This is a genomic window from Sphingomonas sp., from assembly GCF_042095875.1.
In the GTDB taxonomy this organism is placed as follows: Bacteria; Pseudomonadota; Alphaproteobacteria; order Sphingomonadales; family Sphingomonadaceae; genus Sphingomonas.
The window spans coordinates 89,885-110,139 of record NZ_JBELMJ010000006.1 but is presented as its reverse complement, the minus strand read 5'-3'; the positions used below and the strand labels follow the sequence as shown (position 1 = coordinate 110,139).

Annotated in this window: 19 protein-coding genes and 1 tRNA gene; 14 read left to right on the top strand and 6 right to left on the bottom strand. The window is 70.2% G+C overall.

Translation table 11 applies throughout. The features are described 5' to 3' along the window. Positions 1 to 848, bottom strand: an 848-nt coding sequence (locus ACFDS6_RS04110; RefSeq protein ID WP_375270837.1) for an ATP-binding cassette domain-containing protein, incomplete at its 3' end; no start/stop codon positions are given. Between the two features lie 106 nt (positions 849 to 954). Here ACFDS6_RS04110 and ACFDS6_RS04105 point away from each other — a divergent pair. The 5 genes from ACFDS6_RS04105 (at position 955) to ACFDS6_RS04085 (ending at position 3,809) form a co-directional block, all read left to right on the top strand. Beyond that, a complete protein-coding gene (locus ACFDS6_RS04105) occupies positions 955 to 2,397 on the top strand; it encodes a M20/M25/M40 family metallo-hydrolase (protein WP_375270836.1) in 1,443 nt (480 codons plus the stop codon). A gap of 140 nt (positions 2,398 to 2,537) precedes the next feature. Further along, a complete protein-coding gene (locus ACFDS6_RS04100; protein WP_375270835.1) occupies positions 2,538 to 2,801 on the top strand; it encodes a hypothetical protein in 264 nt (87 codons plus the stop codon). 30 nt (positions 2,802 to 2,831) lie between these two features. After that, complete coding sequence (locus tag ACFDS6_RS04095) at positions 2,832 to 3,083, top strand: hypothetical protein (protein ID WP_375270834.1); 252 nt, start codon at positions 2,832 to 2,834, stop codon at positions 3,081 to 3,083. Between the two features lie 141 nt (positions 3,084 to 3,224). Beyond that, complete coding sequence (locus ACFDS6_RS04090; RefSeq protein WP_375270833.1) at positions 3,225 to 3,668, top strand: DUF4126 domain-containing protein; 444 nt, start codon at positions 3,225 to 3,227, stop codon at positions 3,666 to 3,668. 68 nt (positions 3,669 to 3,736) lie between these two features. Next, positions 3,737 to 3,809, top strand: a tRNA-Ile gene (locus tag ACFDS6_RS04085). On the opposite strand, the gene ACFDS6_RS04080 is transcribed toward ACFDS6_RS04085, so the two are convergent. Together ACFDS6_RS04080 and ACFDS6_RS04075 are read right to left on the bottom strand one after the other, a co-directional pair. Beyond that, positions 3,778 to 4,809, bottom strand: coding sequence for a WalW protein (locus ACFDS6_RS04080; protein ID WP_375270832.1), 1,032 nt, complete (start codon positions 4,807 to 4,809; stop codon positions 3,778 to 3,780). The two genes, ACFDS6_RS04085 and ACFDS6_RS04080, sit on opposite strands and share 32 nt — an antisense overlap. Further along, on the bottom strand, positions 4,806 to 6,506 hold the full coding sequence (locus tag ACFDS6_RS04075; RefSeq protein WP_375270831.1) for a sensor histidine kinase: 1,701 nt from the start codon (positions 6,504 to 6,506) through the stop codon (positions 4,806 to 4,808). Before ACFDS6_RS04075 ends, ACFDS6_RS04080 begins: the two co-directional genes overlap by 4 nt. A gap of 195 nt (positions 6,507 to 6,701) precedes the next feature. Between ACFDS6_RS04075 and ACFDS6_RS04070 the strand changes: the two genes are divergently transcribed. After that, complete coding sequence (locus ACFDS6_RS04070) at positions 6,702 to 7,163, top strand: Lrp/AsnC family transcriptional regulator (RefSeq protein WP_375270830.1); 462 nt, start codon at positions 6,702 to 6,704, stop codon at positions 7,161 to 7,163. 48 nt (positions 7,164 to 7,211) lie between these two features. On the opposite strand, the gene ACFDS6_RS04065 is transcribed toward ACFDS6_RS04070, so the two are convergent. Continuing rightward, positions 7,212 to 8,486, bottom strand: coding sequence for a hypothetical protein (locus ACFDS6_RS04065; protein WP_375270829.1), 1,275 nt, complete (start codon positions 8,484 to 8,486; stop codon positions 7,212 to 7,214). A 148-nt stretch (positions 8,487 to 8,634) separates the two neighbouring features. Here ACFDS6_RS04065 and yaaA point away from each other — a divergent pair, with 148 nt between their 5' ends. From yaaA to ACFDS6_RS04045, 4 genes are all read left to right on the top strand, one after another. Next, positions 8,635 to 9,390, top strand: coding sequence for a peroxide stress protein YaaA (yaaA, locus tag ACFDS6_RS04060; RefSeq protein WP_375270828.1), 756 nt, complete (start codon positions 8,635 to 8,637; stop codon positions 9,388 to 9,390). Further along, positions 9,387 to 10,070 (top strand): SDR family NAD(P)-dependent oxidoreductase, encoded by a 684-nt coding sequence (locus ACFDS6_RS04055; protein ID WP_375270827.1) that lies wholly within the window; start codon positions 9,387 to 9,389, stop codon positions 10,068 to 10,070. The genes yaaA and ACFDS6_RS04055 overlap by 4 nt, the downstream gene beginning before the upstream one ends. A gap of 110 nt (positions 10,071 to 10,180) precedes the next feature. After that, entirely contained in the window at positions 10,181 to 12,955 is a 2,775-nt protein-coding gene (gene gyrA / locus ACFDS6_RS04050; protein ID WP_375270826.1) for a DNA gyrase subunit A, read from the top strand. Further along, a complete protein-coding gene (locus tag ACFDS6_RS04045) occupies positions 12,952 to 13,314 on the top strand; it encodes a DUF952 domain-containing protein (protein WP_375270825.1) in 363 nt (120 codons plus the stop codon). The genes gyrA and ACFDS6_RS04045 overlap by 4 nt, the downstream gene beginning before the upstream one ends. Here the strand turns inward: ACFDS6_RS04045 and ACFDS6_RS04040 are convergent. Next, positions 13,311 to 13,742, bottom strand: a complete 432-nt coding sequence (locus ACFDS6_RS04040) for a DUF488 family protein (RefSeq protein ID WP_375270824.1) — start codon at positions 13,740 to 13,742, stop codon at positions 13,311 to 13,313. The two genes, ACFDS6_RS04045 and ACFDS6_RS04040, sit on opposite strands and share 4 nt — an antisense overlap. 135 nt (positions 13,743 to 13,877) lie before the next feature. Here ACFDS6_RS04040 and ACFDS6_RS04035 point away from each other — a divergent pair, with 135 nt between their 5' ends. The 3 genes from ACFDS6_RS04035 to ACFDS6_RS04025 are packed head-to-tail and all read left to right on the top strand — an operon-like array spanning position 13,878 to position 17,461. Next, positions 13,878 to 15,251, top strand: coding sequence for a glycosyltransferase family 39 protein (locus ACFDS6_RS04035; protein ID WP_375270823.1), 1,374 nt, complete (start codon positions 13,878 to 13,880; stop codon positions 15,249 to 15,251). Positions 15,252 to 15,263: 12 nt separating this feature from the next. Beyond that, positions 15,264 to 16,253 (top strand): aspartate carbamoyltransferase catalytic subunit, encoded by a 990-nt coding sequence (locus ACFDS6_RS04030; protein WP_375270822.1) that lies wholly within the window; start codon positions 15,264 to 15,266, stop codon positions 16,251 to 16,253. Next, positions 16,250 to 17,461, top strand: a complete 1,212-nt coding sequence (locus tag ACFDS6_RS04025) for a dihydroorotase family protein (RefSeq protein WP_375270821.1) — start codon at positions 16,250 to 16,252, stop codon at positions 17,459 to 17,461. Before ACFDS6_RS04030 ends, ACFDS6_RS04025 begins: the two co-directional genes overlap by 4 nt. A 28-nt stretch (positions 17,462 to 17,489) precedes the next feature. Here the strand turns inward: ACFDS6_RS04025 and ACFDS6_RS04020 are convergent, their stop codons facing one another. Next, on the bottom strand, positions 17,490 to 18,815 hold the full coding sequence (locus tag ACFDS6_RS04020) for a tetratricopeptide repeat protein (RefSeq protein WP_375270820.1): 1,326 nt from the start codon (positions 18,813 to 18,815) through the stop codon (positions 17,490 to 17,492). Positions 18,816 to 19,028: 213 nt separating this feature from the next. Between ACFDS6_RS04020 and ACFDS6_RS04015 the strand changes: the two genes are divergently transcribed. After that, positions 19,029 to 20,123: an SPOR domain-containing protein gene (locus tag ACFDS6_RS04015; RefSeq protein ID WP_375270819.1), complete on the top strand. Its 1,095-nt coding sequence runs from the start codon at positions 19,029 to 19,031 to the stop codon at positions 20,121 to 20,123. Positions 20,124 to 20,255: the final 132 nt, after the last annotated feature.

Sequence of the window (20,255 nt, the reverse complement as noted above, 5' to 3'; positions counted from 1 at the left end):
GTCTGGCGCATCCAGGCGAGCTCGTCGGCGATCGCGCGCTGGCGTCCCGCCTCCTCGCGCTCTTCCTGCTCCAGCCGCTTCGACTTCTTCTCCAGATAGCCCGAGTAGTTCGACTCGTAGGTGTAGTAACGCCCGCGATCGAGCTCGAGCACCCAGTTGACGACATTGTCGAGGAAGTAGCGGTCGTGGGTGACGAGGATGACGTTGCCGGTATATTCCTTGAGGAAGTTCTCCAGCCACGACACGCTCTCGGCGTCGAGGTGGTTGGTCGGCTCGTCGAGCAGCAGGATGTCGGGCTTTTCCAGCAGCAGCCGGCACAGCGCGACGCGGCGCTTCTCGCCGCCCGACAGGTTGGTGACGGGCGAGTCGGACGGCGGGCAGCGCAGCGCCTCCATCGCCTGCTCCAGCTGGCTGTCGAGGCTCCAGCCGTCGGCCGCGTCGATCTTCGCCTGGAGCTCGCCCATCTCCTCCATCAGCGCGTCGAAATCGGTGTCGTCCTGCGGATCGCCCATCTCGGCCGAGATCGCGTTGAATCGTTCCACCATGTCGGCGACCGGACCCGCGCCCAGCCGAACGTTCTCGATCACCGTCTTGCTGTCGTCGAGCTTGGGCTCCTGCGGCAGGTAACCGACGCGCACGCCCTCCGCCGCCCAAGCCTCGCCGGTGAACTCGGTGTCGATCCCGCCCATGATCTTCATCAGCGTCGACTTGCCGGCGCCGTTCGGACCGATGATCGCGATCTTTGCGCCGGGAATGAATTGCAGGTGGATGTTGTTGAGCACGGGCTTGTTCGCGCCCGGGAAGGTCTTGGTCAGACCCTTCATGACGTAGGTGTACTGGACGGCCATGGGTCGCCTTCTCGCGTGATGATGCTGCGGGGAAATTCGTTCCGCTCGCATGTAAGGCTCCCGCGCGGCGTTGGCAAACCGGCAGGTGCCGGTTACGCCTGTCACCATGAAGCGCCTCCTGCTCGCGGCGACCGCCGCCGCCGCCACATCCGCCTCTGCCTCGGCACAGACCCCGCCCGCGCCCTCGCCCGCCGGACAACCCGCGATTACTCGCCCGGCACCGACCCCGCCCGCCCCGGTCGACGCGCGCGTGGCAACTTTGCGCGACGCCGCACTCAAGGACGAGGTCGCCTATGACATCGTCGAAGGGCTCACCACCGAGGTCGGGCAGCGGCTCGCCGGCACCGAGGCCGAAGCGCGTGCGCGTACCTGGGGTGCTGCCAAGCTCAGGGCGCTCGGCTTCAAGAACGTACGGATTGAGACGTACCAGATGCCCGTTTGGGTGCGCGGCGCCGAAGAAGCCGAAATCGTTGCGCCGTTCGCGCAGAAGGTGAAGCTTGCCGCGCTCGGCAACTCGGGCTCGACCGGCACGCAGGGACTGACCGCCGAACTGGCCGTGTTTCCCAGCATGACCGAGTTCCTCAACGCACCCGCCAGCGCGATCCGCGGCAAGATCGTCTACATCGGCAACTCGATGCAGCCGACGCAGGACGGCTCCAGCTACGGTGCGAACGGCCCCGCGCGCTTCACCGGACCCGCGCTCGCCGCCGCCAAGGGTGCCGTCGCGATCGTGATCCGCTCGATCGGCACCGACACGCACCGCTTGCCGCACACGGGCGTCACCAATTTCCCCGCCGGCACCGCCGCGATCCCGGCCGCCGCGCTGTCGGTCCCCGATGCCGAGCTGATCGAGCGCATGGCGAAGCGCGGCAAGCCGATCACCATGCGCCTGCTCCTCACCCCGCAGCAGACCGGCAGCCACGAATCGGGCAACGTCATCGCCGAAGTGCCCGGCACCGACCCGAACGCGGGCGTCGTGCTGATCGGCGGCCACCTCGACAGCTGGGATCTCGCGACCGGCGCGATCGACGACGCGAGCGGCGTCGCGATCACCACCGCCGCGGCGAAGCGCATCCTCGACTCCGGCCGCCGCCCGCGCCGCACGATCCGCGTCGTCTGGTTCGGTGCGGAGGAGGTCGGCGGCTTCGGCGGCGAGGATTACGCGAAGAAGCACGGAGCCGAGCGCCACGCGATCGCGGCCGAGAGCGACTTGGGCGCCGACCGGGTCTGGCGCTTCGAGACGACGCTGCCCCCCGCCGCCAGGCCGGTCGCCGATCGCTTGGCGAGCGCGCTCGCCCCGCTCGGCATCGTGCGCGGCACGGGACCGGGCGGCGACGGCTCGGACATCGAGGCGACGATCGCGCTCGGCGTCGCCGGCGTCGATCTCAACCAGTCGGGCCTGCGCTACTTCGACGTCCACCACACGCCCGACGACACGCTCGACCGCGTCGATCCGGCGCAGTTGCAGCAGAACGTCGCCGCCTGGACGACGATGCTCGCGGTCGTCGCCGACGCGCCCGAAGAGATCGGCGCGGTCACCCGGCCGTGATGTCAAGCACGCAACCACTCGTCGCAACCTGTACGCCAGATGAATTTTCCTTATTGACCCCCTGAACTACTAGGGTATTCGGGCGTTTCGCGACGGCATTGGGGTCGGCCGCGATTGTTGTGATGCTTGGGAGCATTCGTATGAAGAAGATCCTGCTCGTTGCCGCTGCCGCCGGCCTGATGTCTGTCGCCGCTTGCTCGAAGTCGCCGGAAGCTTCGGCCGTCGAGAACAACGCCGAGATGGTCGCCGACAACATGGAAATGATGGCCGACAACGTCGCCGACATGTCGAACACCACCGCGAATCCGTTCGCTGAGGACAATGCCGAGGCAGTTGCCGAGAACATCAACGACGCGGCCGACAACGTCCGTGACTCGGCCGACGCCGCGACCACCAACATGTAATCAGGTCGGGACCGGACTCGGACGCTGCTGATGCGAGGTTCATTCCTTCTGCTTACCGCGCTGGCCGCGGTGAGCGGGTGCAGCAAGCAGCCCGAGTCGGTCTCGGTCGAGAACAGTGCCGAGGCGCTGTCCGCCAATCTCGAGCAGATGGCGAATGAGCTGGAGGCAGCCGCCGCGGGTCAGGTCAACGCGACCGAGCGCGCGACGCTGTCCGAAGCAGCGGCGACGCTCGACAATGCGTCGGACGTCGTCAACGTGTCGGACACTGCAGCCAACCTGTAGCGCGGCCGCACGCACTGTTCACCGGATCAAGGGCGCTTTCCTTCGTGGAAAGCGCCCTTTTTCTCGTCGCGCACTCGCCCGCCTCACTGAACCCGATCGCACCCCGGCGAGTTGTCGGGTGGAACGTTGATCGGAGAAGATATGCGGAAGGCGATCCTGATGGGCCTGGTTGGTGGCCAGCGCGCGATGACCCCGCTCGCGACCGTGGCGATCGCTGCCGCGCGCGGGCAATTGCCGGCGGACAATGGCGCGCCCAAGCTGCTCGCCAACCCGCTCGTCGCGGCGGGCACGCTCGCGCTCGCGGTGGGTGAGATCGCCGGCGACAAGCAGAAGACCGCACCCGACCGGATCGTGCCCGTGGGCCTCGCCGCGCGCTTCATCACTTCCGCCATCGCCGGCGCGGCACTTGTCCCCAAGCGCCGGCGCTGGATCGGTGCCGCGGTCGGCGGCGCGTCCGCGGTCGTCGCCTCCTATCCCGGATGGCGAACCCGCATGGCGTGGCTGCCCAAATACGGGCAGACGCAGACCGGTTTCGCCGAGGATCTGGCCGTCCTCTCATCGGCCGCGGCGATCGTCCGGCGATAGCGCCGGCACCGCCACGCCGCGCTTGCCAAGCCGCCGCGCATGCCGCTACCTGCGGCGAGCGCGCGCGGGGGCCTGTAGCTCAACGGTTAGAGCTGGCCGCTCATAACGGCTAGGTTGCGGGTTCGAGTCCTGCCGGGCCCACCGCGCGCGCTTCGTCGCTCGCGTCCAGCACCTGCTGCAACGATGCCGGCGCGTAGCCGCGGGCGTGCAGCGCCTCGATCACCTCGTCCCACCAGGCGTGGAACCGCTCCAGATCGCGCGGGGTCCGCACGTAGGGCGTATGTCCCGGCACCAGCGACGGCGAGTGGAAGCTCAGTTGCAGCAGCCGCTCACCCGCCTGCGACGCCACCTCGATCGCACGTACCGCCTCGCGCACCGGCGTTCCCTCCGGCGTCAACGGCACCCGGGACAGCAGGCACGTCCGCGCGAACAGGCCGCGTGCCCGCGGCACGCGCCCGAGCAGCGGGTGCAGATGCGCGCCGTGCCGCCGCAGCACGCCGGTGTAGATCGTCGACAGCGGAAGCTCGATCATGGTCGGAACGTCGAGCTGAAAGGCACCCGGCTCGACCGCAGTGAAATCGGGTCCGCCTTTGCGCGAATAGTCGAACCGCGCGCGCATCGACGCGTCGGCGCGGAACCCGCGCGTGGCCAGCGCGGCGATCGTGTGCGGCCCGACCCCGTAGCGACCGGCGCGATAGACGCGCGGCCGGCGCGAGAACGCGCGCTCGATCATCGCCACCAGTCGATCGAGCTTCGCCGCCTCCATCTCGCGCGGCAGGCTGCCCGCGAACGTCTCGACCGGCGCGTTCGCCGCGCCGAACGGCGGCGTGACCCAGCTGTGGAGTTGCGCGCCGATCTCAGTCGCGGGATCGGACGCCAGGATGTCGCGCAGCACGGCCGAGGCGGGCGCGCTCGCCGCGATGACGTAATCGACCAGGTAGATCGGGCTGACACCGCGCGCCGCGAGCCTGCGGTGCATCGCGGGCAGCGCCGCGACCGCCGACACGTCATAGTCGTCGCTCGCGCCCGGCAGCGACCAGTCGAACTCTTCCTCCGTGTCGATCGTCACGACGAAGCGGCGCCCGAACGCCGCCGGCCAAGCGACCAGTGAGCCGCGCGGGGTCGAGAAGCGCACGGTCACGGAATGAGCGTCGACACGGCATCCTTGCGCGACACGCTCGCCTGCGGCAGCGCGACCGTCAGTCGCGCCGGCTCGAACGATAGCTGCCCTCCGAGTTCCGCTGCCAGATTGCGCACCAGCCGGAGCGCGAAGCCGACGCCCAGCAAGGGAGCGCCGTCCGCATCATCGTTCTGCTCGTCCAGGTGCAGCAGCGCCGCGTCGTCGCGCCCGACGAACGCCGCGGGACGATCCACCGAGACGTGCACCGTCTCTCCCACGCTCCCGACCGCGACCTGCAACGCCTCCCCCGGCGCGCTCGCCGACAGCAACGTCGCGATCAACCGTGAGATCACCCGTTCCACCGCGATCGGATCGGCCGCGACCCGAGCGTCGGCGGCGTCGGGCACGAGCAGCGTGACCTCGCGCCGCGTCGCCAGCGGCGCCAGATCCTCCGCCACCCGCGACAGCAGCGGCGCCAGCGCGATCACGTCGGCGCGCAGGTCGAGCGCGGCGGCCTCGATTCGCGCCGCCATGTCGAGGTCCTCGATCGCGCCGATCAATCCCGACACCTGGCTGCGGATCGCCGCGGCGCGCTCCCGGTACGTCTCTGGCACGGGGCCGAGCATCTGCCGCTCGATCAGTTCGGAGAAGCCCGCGATCGCGTTGGTCGGCGTCCGCAACTCGTGCACCAGGCGGCGCAGGCCCTCGGCGCCGCGCCGGTCGATCGTGACCTCCGCCGGACGCGCGCGCACCGCGTCCTCCTCGATCCGCGGACGCCGCGCGCTGCCGCGGTAACCCAGGAAGCGGCCGCTGCTCTGCTCGAACACCGGCACCCCCGCGATGCGCCAGTCGCCGCCCAGCGGCGAATTGCCCGCGATCACCAGCCGCGCGTCGGCGAATGCCGCGCGCTTGCGGAACGCGCCCGCGGCGACGCCGTCGACGCCGGTCCGCGCCACGCCCGCGTGCGCCAGGTGCGTGCCGATCACCGCCCCGCGCGGTGCGCTGTCGATCCAGCGGATGATGCCGTCGGCATCAGTCTCGAACCGGAACGAGGCGACCTGCGCGGCCTCGGCCTCGTTGGGCGCGAACGGTGTGTTCCGGCCGCGCTGAAATTCCTCGATGCGGTGAACCAGATCGGCGATCTCGAACCGCTCGCTCGCGTTCGTCGCTTGTGCCGGCTGCTCGCGATCCCGCGCCGCGCTGCTGGGTATGATCGGGATGACCAGTTCAGGAGCCCGCGTCGCGGCGCTGACCCGCTCATCCTGCACGGGCAGCGCGGATCGCGGACGCTGATCGCTGAGCGAGAAATCGGTGCTGCCGAGGCTCTCGAGCGACCGGGTGGCGATCGGCGGCAGGTCGCGCCGCTGGCGCAGCACGCTGCGCCCCATCGGCGACAGCCGCGGGATCAGCAGCTCCCACTCCTCCGGCGCGAGCTGCGCGATCCGCAGCACTGCGGCGGCGACCTCGGGCTCGTCGTCCGCGAACAGCGCGACCAGCGCGACCGGCGGATCGGCCAGCGCCAGCCCGCGCGCGACGCTGCTACGCGTTGCGGCGGGCACCAGCGCGCGCAGCGTGCGCAGCCGGTCGAGCAGCAGGTCGTCGGCGGGCGCGCGACCGCGCGCGATCAGGTCGGTCAACTGACGGAAGGCGGCACGCGCGCCGAACGAGGTCGACACGTCGGCGGCGAGAACCGTCTTCAGACTGTCATCGAACCGCACGCGACCCTCCTTGCAGGGCTGACAACGATCGCCGCGCGACCTGACCACAACTGACTACATCGTCGCTACCTTCGCGTCATCAACGCTGATCGTGCGTCGTGTCGCAGCTTGGCACAATTGCGTTACGGCGCAATTATCCTATAGCGCCGCGTGACCTATGTGTCGTCATTGCGCGTGAGAGTTTAGGATTTGTTTATGGCGTTGGACAAGATCGACCGCGAGATCCTCGCATTGCTCCAGGATGATGGTCGCATGACCAACGTCGACCTGGCGGAGCGTGTCGGATTGACCGCACCCCCGTGCCTGCGCCGCGTCCGCACGCTGGAGCAGGCGGGCGTGATCCGCGGCTACCACGCCGATTGCGATGCCGCGAAGCTTGGCTATCCGATCACCGTGTTCGCGATGGTTAGCCTGCGCAGCCAGGCCGAACAGGACCTGGCGCAATTCGAGGATCATATCGCCAACATCCCCGAGGTGCGCGAGTGCCACATGCTCAACGGCGAGATCGACTTCATCCTGAAGATCGTCGCGCCCGACCTGGAAAGCTTCCAGCGGCTGCTGACGACGCAGCTCACCGCCGCGCCGAACGTCGCCAGCGTCAAGTCGTCGCTGACGATCCGCACCGCCAAGGCGCAGACCGGCGTGCCGATCGCCTGACGTGAAAAGGGGCGACCCGCGGGCCGCCCCTCCTTTGAGTTCGCTCGATTAGCCGACCGGCGGGTGATCGAGATACTCGATCCACAGGCCCGCCATGTCGGCGCGCGGCTGCCCCTTCACGCTCTCGAACGCGGTGCGCGCACCGGCCTTGTCGCCCGAATAGGCGAGCGCGATGCCAAGCCGCGTGTTGACCGCGTCGGCGTCGACCTGACCCTTCTGCAGCGCGACGCGGTACAGGTCGATCGCCTTGGCGTAATCGCCGGTACCGAAGAACGCGTCGGCCGTGCCCGAGGCGAGCTTGCCGTTCGCCGCCGCGCGCGCGCGCGTGTCGAGCGCCGACAGCGAGCCTTCGTTGGAGATCGACCGGTTGGCCGCCGCCAGCAGCGACGTCGCGTTCGCGCTCGACGCCGGGATCTTGCCCGACGACTTGCCCTCGGTCAGCACCGTCTTGGCCTCCCACGGGATGCCCAGGTCGATCGCGTATTGCGCGTAGATCTCGGCGTCATACTGATCGGCCAGCGCCTTGCCGTGACGCAGCAGCCGGTACAGATCGATCTTCTGCCCCTTGTCCAACGTCGCTACCCCGCCCGAGGTCAGCCCGAACGTCGTCACTGCGTCGCGCCAGTTCTTGGCGGTCGGATACGCCTCGACGTACTTTTTGAGCCACGCGTAGGTGATCGCGCCGTTGCGCTTCTGATTGCTCTTGGCGATCATGTAGCGGTACAGGTCCTCGCCCGGCTTCTGCCCGGCCGCCTTCTCCGCCGCGATCACCTTGTCCATCTCGGTCGAGGCACCCGCCAGGTCGCCGGCCTCGGCCTTGGACTTGACCAGCTGCAGCGTCATGTTGGGGTTGCTGTACCCGGCCGCCTGCGCCGCGGCGAAATACTGCGCCGCGCTCGCATTGTCCTTGGCGTTGGTCGCGATGCGGCCGAGCTCGTAATTGTAGCGCCCGAGGTCGGCGGGCGGCGTCTTGGGATTGGACACCAGCGCCTTGAGCGGCACCGCCAGCGCGGCGTCGCTGCCCTGGTTGGCGGAAATCTTCTTCGCCTCGACATTCAGGCGCAGCGCGGCCGCGATGTAGCGCTCTTCGTCGGTCTTGGCCGCTGCGTCGACCTGTGCCAGCGACGCCTCGGCGGTGGCGAGGTCGTTAGCCGCGATCGCGGCCTGCGCGGCGGCGGCGGGCGCCTGTACTTCCTTGCTGAGCTTCAGCCCCGCTCCCTCGGCCTTCTTGTCCTTCTTCTGCGCGGCGGCGGGCTGAACCGCCAGCGACGCGCCACCCGCGAGCAGCGCGGCTGCGAATAAAGCGTTGGTGAACCTCTTCATCGACTATTCTCTCCGATACGGCCGCGTGTGCCTGCTGCCGCGATGCTCTAGTGATCCTGCGTCGCGGGTTCAAGGAAGGGACGATGCGTACCCTTGTCGCGCTGAACCTCGATTGAACGCGCCCGTTCCGCCCGCTAGCGGATCGGGGATGATCGCCCTGCTCTCCCCCGCCAAGACGCTCGACCTCGACACGCCCGCGCCGTTCGACGCCACGCGCCCGCGCTTCGCCGACGAGGCCGCGACCCTCGCCAAGGCCGCCTCGCATCTCACGCAGAAGAAGCTCGCCGAGTTGATGCACATCAGCCCCGCGCTCGCCAAGCTCAACGCCGACCGCTTCCGCGACTTCGCCCACGCCGCCGAGCGTCCCGCGATCTACACCTTCGCGGGCGACGTCTACACCGGGTTCGAGGTCGCGACGCTCGACGAGCCCGCGATCCGCTTCGCGCAGGATCACCTGCGTCTGCTGTCCGGCCTCTACGGCCTGCTCCGCCCGCTCGATGCGATGCGGCCCTACCGGCTGGAGATGGGCACCCGCTGGGCACCCAGGCGCAAGAAGCTGACCGACTGGTGGGGCACGCGCATCGCCGACGCGCTCGCCGACGATCTGGCCGAGGAGGGTTCGGGCACGATCCTCAATCTCGCCTCCAACGAGTATTTCGCCGCGGTCGAGGGCAAGCTGCCCGCCGACACCCGCGTGATCGCGGTCGATTTCCGCGAGGGCGACGGCCGCTTCATCAGCTTCCACGCGAAGAAGGCCCGCGGCACGATGGCGCGCTGGATGGCCGAGCACCGCGTCACCGACGCCGACGCGATGCGCGGCTTCGACAGCGACGGCTATTCCTTCGACGCGGACGCGAGCAGCGACGACCGCTGGACCTTCGCCCGCACCGGCGCACCGGCATGAGCGCGCCGAAGAACGCCGTCGTCATCGGCGCGTCGGGCGGGATCGGCGCCGCGCTGGTCGAGGCTCTGGAGGACGAGGACGTGCGCGTCCTGCCGCTCGCGCGCTCGTTCACCGGCGACCGACACCTCGACCTGGAAGATGAGGCGAGCATCGCCGCCGCTGCCGCGCGCGCGGGCTCGCCCGACCTCGTGATCGTCGCAACCGGCCTGCTCCACGACGCCGAGCACGGCCCCGAGAAGGCGATCCGCGAGCTCGACCCCGCCTGGCTCGCGCGGCAGTTCGCGGTCAACGCGATCGGCCCCGCACTGGTCGCCAAGCACTTCCTGCCGATCATGCCCAAGACCGGGCGCAGCGTGCTCGCCTTCCTGTCGGCGCGTGTCGGCAGTATCACCGACAATCGCCTGGGCGGCTGGTACGGCTATCGCGCGTCCAAGGCCGCGCTCAACCAGCTCGTGCGCACATTGGCGGTCGAGGACAAGCGCCGCAACGATCGCGGCCTCGTCGTCGCGCTCCACCCCGGCACCGTCGACACTGCGCTGTCACAGCCGTTCCGGCAGTCCGGGCGCGACCTGTTCAAGCCCGACCGCGCCGCGGTGCAGCTGCTCGACGTACTCGACGGGCTCAAGGTCACCGACAGCGGCCGCCACTTCGCTTGGGACGGCAGCGAGATCGCACCCTGAGACCACGTGCCTTATACGCTCCCGCGCGCGCCCGTACGCGCGCGGGGGTGGTCAGCACGCGCGTGCTCGGCTAGGCTGCGTCTTTTCCCGATCATAGCGAAGAGCATCCCTTGACCGACGCGACCCTGCTCGCCGATCCTTCCGACATCGCGCCCATCTCCATCGTTGAGGAGATGAAGACCTCCTACCTCGATTACGCGATGAGCGTGATCGTGGCGCGCGCGCTGCCCGACGTGCGCGACGGGTTGAAGCCGGTCCACCGTCGCATCCTGTATTCCGCCAACGAGAGCGGGTTCCTCTACAACCGCCCGTATCGCAAGTCGGCGCGCATCGTCGGTGACGTGATCGGTAAATACCACCCGCACGGCGACACCGCGATCTACGACGCCCTGGCGCGCATGACGCAGGACTGGTCGATGCGACTGCCGCTGATCGACGGTCAGGGCAACTTCGGCTCGATGGACCCCGATCCCCCCGCCGCGATGCGCTACACCGAGGCGCGGCTCGCCAAGGCGGCGAACTACCTGCTCGAGGACCTCGACAAGGACACAGTCGACTTCCAGCCGAACTACGACGGGTCGGAGCGCGAGCCGACCGTCCTTCCCGCGCGCTTCCCCAACCTGCTCGTCAACGGCGCCGGCGGCATCGCGGTCGGCATGGCGACCAACATCCCGCCGCATAACCTGGGCGAGGTGATCGACGCGTGCTTCGCCTACCTCGACAACGGCGCGATCACGACCGAGGAACTGATGCAGATCGTTCCTGGCCCCGACTTCCCGACCGGCGCGATCATCCTCGGCCGCGCCGGCGCGCGCTCGGCCTATGAGACCGGGCGCGGCTCGATCATCGTCCGCTCACGCCACACGATCGAGGAGCGCGGCGGGCGCGAAGGTCGCCGCTCGATCGTGCTCACCTCGATCCCCTACCAGCAGGGCAAGAACGCGCTGGTCGAGAAGATCGCCGAGGCCGCCAAGGACAAGCGCATCGAGGGCGTCAGCGACATCCGCGACGAATCGAACCGCGAGGGCGTGCGCATCGTCATCGACCTGAAGCGCGACGCGACGCCCGACGTCGTGCTCAACCAATTGTGGCGCCACACGCCCGCGCAGGGGTCGTTCGCCGCCAACATGCTCGCGATCCGCGGCGGACGCCCCGAGCTCCTCAACCTGCGCGACATCATCGCGGCGTTCATCACCTTCCGCGAACAGGTCATCACCCGCCGCTCAAAGTTCGAGCTCGCGAAGGCGCGCGAGCGCGCGCACATCTTACTCGGCCTCGTCATCGCGGTCACCAACCTGGACGAGATGGTGCGGATCATCCGCGGCTCGTCGAGCCCGGCCGAGGCGCGCCAAAAGCTGCTGTCGCGCGACTGGCCGATCGCCGAGATCGCGCCCTACATCCGCCTGGTCGAGGCGACCGACGTCGAGGTGACCGGCGACAGCTACCGCCTTTCGGAGACGCAGGTCCGCGCGATCCTCGACCTGCGCCTCCACCGCCTGACCGCGCTCGGCCGCGACGAGATCGGCAACGAGCTCGAGGGCCTCGCCGCGTCGATCGCCGAGCTGCTCGCCATCCTGTCCGACCGCGTGAAGCTCTACGGCGTGCTGCGCGACGAGCTGCGCGAGGTGCGCGACCAGTTCGCCACCCCGCGCCGTACTGAGATCGCCGCCGCCGCCGACGGCATCGAGGACGAGGATCTGATCGAGCGCGAGGAGATGGTCGTCACCGTCACGCTCGAAGGCTACATCAAGCGCACCCCGCTCGACGCGTTCCGCGCGCAAGCACGCGGCGGCAAGGGTCGCGCCGGCATGGCGACCAAGGACGAGGACGTCGTCACCAAGCTGTTCGTCACCTCGACGCACACGCCGGTGCTGTTCTTCTCCACGCTCGGCCGCGTCTATCGCATGAAGGTGTGGCGCCTGCCCGAGGGTGGCCCGGCGACGCGCGGTCGCCCGATGATCAACCTGCTCCCGCTGGAGCCCGGCGAGACGATCTCCACCGTGCTGCCGTTGCCGGAGGACGAGGCCGACTGGGGCAAGCTCCACGTCATGTTCGCGACCGCCAAGGGCAGCGTGCGGCGCAATTCGATGGACGCGTTCACCAACGTGCCGTCGAACGGCAAGATCGCGATGAAGTTCGAGGGGCCAGACGCCGACGACCGCTTGATCGGCGTCGCCTTGCTCGACGAGGGCGACGACGTGCTGCTGGCGACGCGCCAGGGCAAGGCGATCCGCTTCGCCGCCGAGGAGGTGCGCGAGTTCCAGAGCCGCAATTCGACCGGCGTGCGCGGGATCGCATTGAAGGGCGACGACGCGGTGATCTCGCTGTCGGTCCTGCACCGCGTCGACGCCACGCCGGAGGAGCGCGAGCAATATCTGCGCAACGCGCCGTGGAAGGAGCGCGACGGCGAGCTCGACATGGAGCTGACCTTGTTCGAGCGGCTGCGCGGCGCCGAGCAGTTCATCCTCACCGTCTGCGCCAACGGCTACGGCAAGATTTCATCGGCCTACGACTATCGTCGCACCGGCCGCGGTGGCCAGGGCATCACCAATATTGACAACGTGCGCCGCAACGGCCCGGTCGTCGCCAGCTTCCCCGCGAGCAAGGCCGAGCAGCTGATGCTCGTAACCGATCAGGCCAAGATGATCCGCATGCCGCTCACCAGCTTGCGCATCATCAGCCGCGGGTCTGCCGGCGTGCGGTTGTTCAACGTCGCCGATGACGAACACGTCGTCTCCGCCGCGCGGATCGACGAGGAGCCCGAGCCCGAGGACGCCGCCGAGGCGATGGTCGCGGAGGAGCTGGCCGAAGTCGCGGAAACCGCCGCGCCTGATGACGGCTCGATCGGCGACGATGCCGCGGCCGGACCGGAGGATGGCGAATGAGCGACGCTGAGAAGAGGCCCCTCACCGCCTACAAGGTGCTGACCGCCGACCAGATGGCGACGCTGGAACGCGACGGCACCTTCGCCGGCGCACCGGTCGATTTGGAGGACGGCTTCGTCCACCTCTCCACCGCCGACCAGCTGGCGGAGACGGTCGGCAAGCATTTCGCCGGGCAGGACGATCTCCACCTCGTCGCGGTCGACCTGGCGGCCTACGCCGACGCGCTACGCTGGGAGCCGTCGCGCGGCGGACAGCTGTTCCCGCACCTCTACGCCCCGCTGCTGCTCGAGACCGCGATCGCCTACTCGCCGCTCCAGCGCCACGACGACGGCAGCATCCGCCTGCCCGTCGCCGGCTAAGCGTAGAGGTTCACAACCGGCCGCCCCGCTCCCACCGCATCCAGCAACAATGTGCGGTGGCAGTGGCACGGGTCGCGCTCGTAGCACAGCAATGCGCTCGGCATCTCGTCGGCGAGCGCCAGCATCCGCGCCGCCGCGACCTTCGCCTCGGGCAGCTCCAGCTGCGCGTCGTACACCGCGGTCAGCATCGCCACGTCGCCCTTCTTCGCCGCGTCGCGCCCCGGCTTGGGCGTGCCCAGCGCCTTCAGGTGGACGTAGTCGATCCCCTCGGCCTTGAGCGACGCCGCCAGCGTCGACTTGGAGAAGCCCGGCCGCCGGGACAGCGGCAGCGCGCGTACGTCGATCACCCGCCGCACGCCCGCTGCCCGTAGCGCCGCGACGAACGCGTCCATTGTCGCGCCTTCGTAGCCGATCGTAAAGATGGTCATCCAACCCGTCCTGATTGCCTGATCGCTCCGAACGTGGGGCTCGCCTACCCCCACGCACAACCTAGTCTCGCCTAGCCGCGCACCCGGTTCGTACCGCTCCGAACGCATTGCCTTAATGCTTGCGTGTTACCTATCATGTCCATGCGTTCCCCGCTCGCCTCCGCGATCCACGACAAGCGACTGATGATCGCGTGCGTCTTCGCGCTCGCACTGGTGATCCGCGTCGGCTTCGCGCTGGCGATGCCGTACGACAGCGGCGACTGGGTACTCTACCGCAACGTGGCGGAGAACATCTACAGCGGCTGCGGCGTCGCGGTGACGATCCCGGGCGTCGGCGACTGCGTCCCGCATTTCGGCGGCAACCAGCTGCCGCTCTTCCCCGCCTTCGCCGCGCTGATGTGGCGTGTCTCGGGTCACAGCAATTTCGCGATCCTCCTCGGGCAGAGCGTCCTGTCGGCGCTGGCGATCGCCTATCTCGCCTACGCCGCCCGCCGCGCCTTCTCACCCGCCGCGGCGTGGCTCGCCGGCGGACTGCTCGCCGCCTCGCCGATCGACGCGATCTACGCCGGCAATCTCGAAACCGAACTGCTGACGCTCGCCGCGACGATCTGGGTCGTCGCCGAACTGCTGCTGAGCCTCGCCGCCGACCGGTTGCGCCTCCTTCCGCTCGCGCTGGCGGCCACTGCCGCGGTGTGGCTGCGAATGGACTCGGTGCTGCTGCTCGGGCCAATCGCCCTCGTCGCGCTCTACCTCGCGACACCGCCGCGGCTGTTCCGCGCCGCCGCGCACTGGGGCATCGTCACCGCGCTCGTCGCCGCCACCTGCCTCGCCTGGTCCGCGCGCAACGTCGCGGTCGGCCTGCCCGCGCTGCCGCGTCCCTGGGTCAAGACCGACGGCACCTACTGGTCGCGCGGCTACACCGACTGGGTCACGACCTGGGTCGTCGGACAGCAGGAACGCGGGCAGGCGCTCTACTTCGACCTGCGCGACACGCGGCACTTCCGCCTGCCCGCTCACGCCTACGCGCTCCCCGGCGAGCGCACCGAGGTCGCGCGCCTGATCGCGCTCACCCGCGCGACGCCAGGCACCGACCTGCCCACCGCCGCCGACGCCGGCTTCGCGCGCCTCGCGCGCGCACGCGAAGCGGCACTCACCCCGGCCGACAAGCTCGCCCGCTTCACCGCGCGCGTCCGTGCGCTCTCCGCGCGCTGGTTCTGGCCCTTCGCGCGCGACGTCGGCGACGGCCGCGACCACGTCAGCGTGACCGACCTCTACCGCTTCGCCCTCGTCCTCGCCGTCATCGCCGCCGCCGCGTTCGGCAGCGCGCGCGTCCGCCTGCTCGCCGCCGCCAGCGCGCTCTACGCCGCGATGCGCGTCGTCTTCTTCGCCGCCGGCGCCAACACCGAGCTGCGCTACCTGGTCGAACTAGCCCCCTTCTTCGAGGTTACCGCCGCCGCCTTCGCCGCGCAGCTCCTAGCGCGCCTTGCGCCGCCACGCGCCACGCCATAATCACCCGCTTCGATGCAACGCTCGGACCACCGCCCCGGAACCCTGATCCCAGGCGGCGCGGTATTCCCACACCGCCACCTGACCGGGATCGACGGCCTGGAGCCGCACGAGATCACCTTCCTCCTCGACGAGGCGGAACAATGGGTCGAGGCGAACCGCGCCCCCACCACGCCCGGCAAGCGGCTGGAGGGCCTGACGCAGATCAACGCCTTCTTCGAGAACTCGACTCGAACGCTGTTGAGCTTCGAGATCGCGGGCAAGCGCCTCGGCGCCGACGTCGTCAACATGCACGCGGCGCAGTCGTCGGTGAAGAAGGGCGAGACGCTGATCGACACCGCGATGACCCTGAACGCGATGCGCGCCGACGTGATCGTCATCCGCCACATGAGCTCGGGCGCGGTCCGCCTGATCGCCGACAAGGTGGACTGCCCGGTGCTGAACGCGGGCGACGGCCGCCACGAACACCCGACGCAGGCACTGCTCGACGCGCTCACCATCCGTCGCCGTCTCGGCAGCATCGCCAACAAGCGCGTCGTGATCTGCGGCGACCTGCTCCACAGCCGAGTCGCGCGCTCCAACATCCTGGCACTCACCGCGCTCGCCGCCGAGGTCCGCGTCTGCGCGCCCTCCACGCTGATGCCGCCCGAGATCGAGCGGATGGGCGTCACCGCCTTCACCGACTTCGACCAGGCGATCGCGCACGCCGACGTGGTGATGATGCTGCGCCTCCAGACCGAGCGCATGTCGGGCGGCTACGTGCCGTCGGTGCGCGAATATCACCTGCGCTACGGCCTGACGATGGAGCGGCTCGAGCGCCACGCTCCCGACGCGCTCGTCATGCATCCGGGGCCGATGAACCGCGGGGTCGAGATCGACTCGGCCGTCGCCGACCACGTCGAGCGTTCCGCGATCACCGAGCAGGTCGCGATGGGCGTCGCGGTCCGCATGGCGTGCCTCGACGTGCTGACCAGACGCGCGCGCGGGGTGGAGGGTTGGGCATGACCACGCTCTACCTTCACAACGCGCGTATCGTCTGCCCGGTCGCGGGCGAGCGGAACGGCGACCTGCTGATCGCGGGCGGCGTGATCGCCGACTGCCCCATCTCCGACGACGCGACCCGCGTCGATTGCGGCGGCAAACTCGTCCTGCCCGGCATCGTTGACGTCGGCGTCGCGACGATCGACCGCGCCGCGTTCCGCGCCGGCGGCATCACCCGCGTGGCGCTGATGCCCGACCAGTCGCCGGTGCTCGACGAGCCGGGCATCGTGCAGCGCTCCGCGCTGATCGGCCGCCCCGACTTGTGGATCCATCCGATCGCCGCCGCGACGCGCGGCCTCGCGGGTACCGACCTCGCCGAGATGGCGATCTGCGCCTCGGCCGGCGCGCGGGCGGTCGGCACCGGGCGCGCGTGGATCGCCGATTCGGGCGTCATGCACCGCGTGCTCGCCTACGCGCGCGACCTCGACCTGCCCGTCATCGCGCACGCGGAGGACGGTGGCCTGGCCGCCGGCGCGGTCGCGAGCGAGGGTGAGACCGCGACCCGCCTCGGCCTGCCCGCCGCGCCGTCGCTCGCCGAGCCGCTGGCGATCGCGCGCGACCTGATGCTCGCCGAGCAGACCGGCGCGCGGCTTCACCTGCGACAGGTGACGACGGCGGCGGGCTTCGCGCTGGTCCGCGCCGCCAAGGCGCGCGGCGTCCGCGTCACCTGCGGCATTACGCCTACGCACCTACTGCTGTCCGACAATGCGATGAGCGATTTCCGCACCTTCGCGCACCTCTCGCCCCCTTTACGCTCGGAGGACGATCGCAAGGCAGCGCTCGGCGCGCTCGCCGACGGCACGATCGACCTGCTGTGCTCGGGTCACGACCCGCGCGGACCGGAGGAGAAGCGCCTGCCGTTCGCCGATTCGACCGCGGGCGCGGCGGGCGCGGTCACGCTGCTGCCGCTGGCACTCGGGCTCGTGCGCGACGGTGTGATCGGCTTCAAGCGGCTGGCCGAGCTGCTGGCGCACGCCCCCGCGCGGTTGCTCGGCGTCGAGACGGGCTCGCTCGTCCCCGGCATGCCCGGCGACGTCATCCTGGTCGACCCGCACGCCCCGTGGCAGATCGACGCCGACGCGACACCCGGCGTCGCGGGCAACACGCCGTTCGACGGTTTGCCGGTACAGGGCCGCGTGCTGCGCGCGTGGAAGGGCGGGCGCGAACTATAGCGCGCCGCCCTGAGTTACCCCGACCGCCTCAGCGCGAGGCGACCTGCACGCCCTTGCCACTCTTGACCCAGGCGGCGACCTGATCGCCCGCCTGCTGCCGCACGAAACAGCGTCCGCCCCTCACGCGGTAGCTGCGGCACATCCGATCGGCGTCGCCGCGCGCGAAGCCGCCGACCGACAGGCGATAATAGTTTGCGCCCTTGACCGACGCCGACATGCCCGCCGGGGTCAGGTTCGCGAACCCCGCGTAGTGGCGCGACGCACGCGCCCAGCCGTCGCGCGCGACCGCGGCATTCTCGTACGCGCCGAGCTGGACGTACCAGCGTCCGGGTGCGGGCGCCCTGGCGACGGCGGGCTGCTCGCCGCGCGGCTTCGAGACCGGCTCGCCGGTGCGCACCTTGTAGCTGCCTTCGGCCCTGATCAACTGGGCGAGCCGCACCGGTTCCGGCGCGCGCGCGGTTGTCTCGACCGCTGCTGCGACGGGAGCCTGCGCGACTGTCACCTCACCGACCGCGGGCTGCGGCTCGGCGTCCGCGACCTGTTGCGCGTCGGGGCGCCCGGGCATGAACTGGTCGACCGGGTCGACCGCCGCCGCGCGCACCGGTGCTACCGCCGCGTTCAGCGCGATCGCGACCGGCTGGCCGGGGTCCTCGACCGGCGTGATGCCCAGCAGGCTCGCCACCTGCGCCGACGACGAGGCGGGATGCGCGAACGTCGCCCACTCGACCATTCGCGCGTCGGCCTGCGCCGGCGTCATGTCCATGCCGATCAGCGTCCGCGCCTCCTGCCAGCGCCCGCCCAGCGCGAGCGCCAGCGCCAAATTCTGCCGCGTCTTCGCGTCCGCCTCCGGCGAGCGCGTCGCCGCGGTCAGCACCTCGATCGCGGTCGCGGGATCGCCCGCCAGCGCCACCGCCAGCCCGCGGTCTGCCGGCGCGATCACGGCCGAGTGCGCGTCGAGCGTCTGGCGCGCCGCGTCCCATTGCCCCAGCGCCGTCTGCGCCAGCGACAGGTTCAGCGCCGCCTTGCCGTTCGTGGGCTGCAGCGACAGCACGTCGCCGTAGGTCGCGCGCGCGGACTCGAACCGCCCGGCGCGCAGGTACGCGTTGCCCAGGATCATGCGGTAACCCGCGTCCGCCGGGCTGTTCGCCACCGCCGTCTCGGCGTAGCGTACCGCCTTCTCCCACTTGCGCTTGCCCAGCAGGTCCGACGCCTTGCGCGCGTAGCCCGCGGCCTTCTTCGGATCGGTGCGCTGCGTCGCCGCTGCCGGGTCGATCGCCTGCACGACGACCATCCCGCCGCCGCCCAGCAGCAATGCCGATAGACCGATGCCGGCCAGTGCAGGAAGCTTCACCATATTCAAACCCCACGCTCGCGTGCGTCCGCGCGGGCGCACATGATCCCGGCGAACGGCACGCGGGCGTTCCTGCGCGCCATCCGCCTCGTGGTGAATGGAATACCAGCATCGGCTCAATTAACCGTTAACGCCGCCCCAACATGGTTAAGCCACTTTCACCATCGGGCCGCGTCGGGCATGGTGGGCGGAATGGTTCGGGGTTGGGACGAAGCGATGAAGACGCGACTGGTGGTGATCGCAGCGGCGTTGATGGGCACGATGGCGGCGTCGCCCGCGCTCGCCGACGTGAAGGCGGGGGTGGAGGCGTGGAGCCGCGGCGACTATCCCGCCGCCATCGCGCAGTGGCGCGCGCCCGCCGCCGCGGGCGACGCGGACGCGCAGTTCAACCTGGGTCAGGCGTACAAGCTCGGCCGCGGCGTCGCCGCCGACCAGGCGCAGGCGATCGAGTGGTTTCGCAAGGCCGCGGCGCAGAACCACCCGCAGGCGACCGACAATTACGCGCTGGCGCTGTTCCAGGACGGCAAGAAGGCCGACGCGCTGCCGTGGCTGGAGAAATCGGTCGCGCGCGACGAGAAGCGCACCGAGCTCGTGCTCGGCACGATGTTGTTCAACGGCGACGGTGTGCCGCGCGACTGGACCCGCGCCTACGCGCTCGTGACCCGCTCGTCGCAGCAGGGTCTGCCGCAGGGCTCGCAGACGCTGGCGCAGATGGACAAGTACATCCCCGAGGAGCAGCGCCGCCAGGGTATCGCGCTGGCGCAGCAGATCGAGTCGCGCGCGCGCTCGACGGGCGGTACGCCGCCGACGGCGGTCGCCTCGGCGGACGCCGGCGCGCGCCCCGCACCCGCGCCGACCCGCGGCGCCCCTGCGCCAGCCCCGACCCGCGTTGCACCCGCGCCCGCCCCGACCCGCGCCACCGCCGCGTCGACTCGCCCCGGCACCTCCTACGCGCAGCCCGGTCGTCCGGCGACGCAGGAGCGCGCGCGCACCGAGCAGGTCGAGCGTCCGGCGCGGGCTCCCGCAGCCACCCAACCGCCCGTCCGCAGCGTAGCCGCGAAACCCGCACCCGAGCGCGCGGCACCGCCCAAGGCGAGCGGCGGCGCGTACCGCATCCAGCTCGGCGCCTTCGCCAACGACGGCAACGCGCGCAGCCTGTGGTCGCGCGTAGGCAGCCGCGTCGGCGGCACGCCCAGCTTCGCGCGCACCGGCGGCATCACCCGACTGCAGGTCAGCGGCTTCGCCAGCAAGGCCGAGGCGCAGCGCGCCTGCACCCGCGCGGGCAGCGGCTGCGTCGTCCTGCCGCGCTGACCTAGTCCGCTCGTGCCGACTTAACCTCCGTACAGGTCAGCACCCTGCCGCTGCACAGCACTCCCGTCATCCCGGACTTGATCCGGGATCCCGCTTCTTCGTGTCGGCCGCCGTGATGCGAAGCCCGCCGGG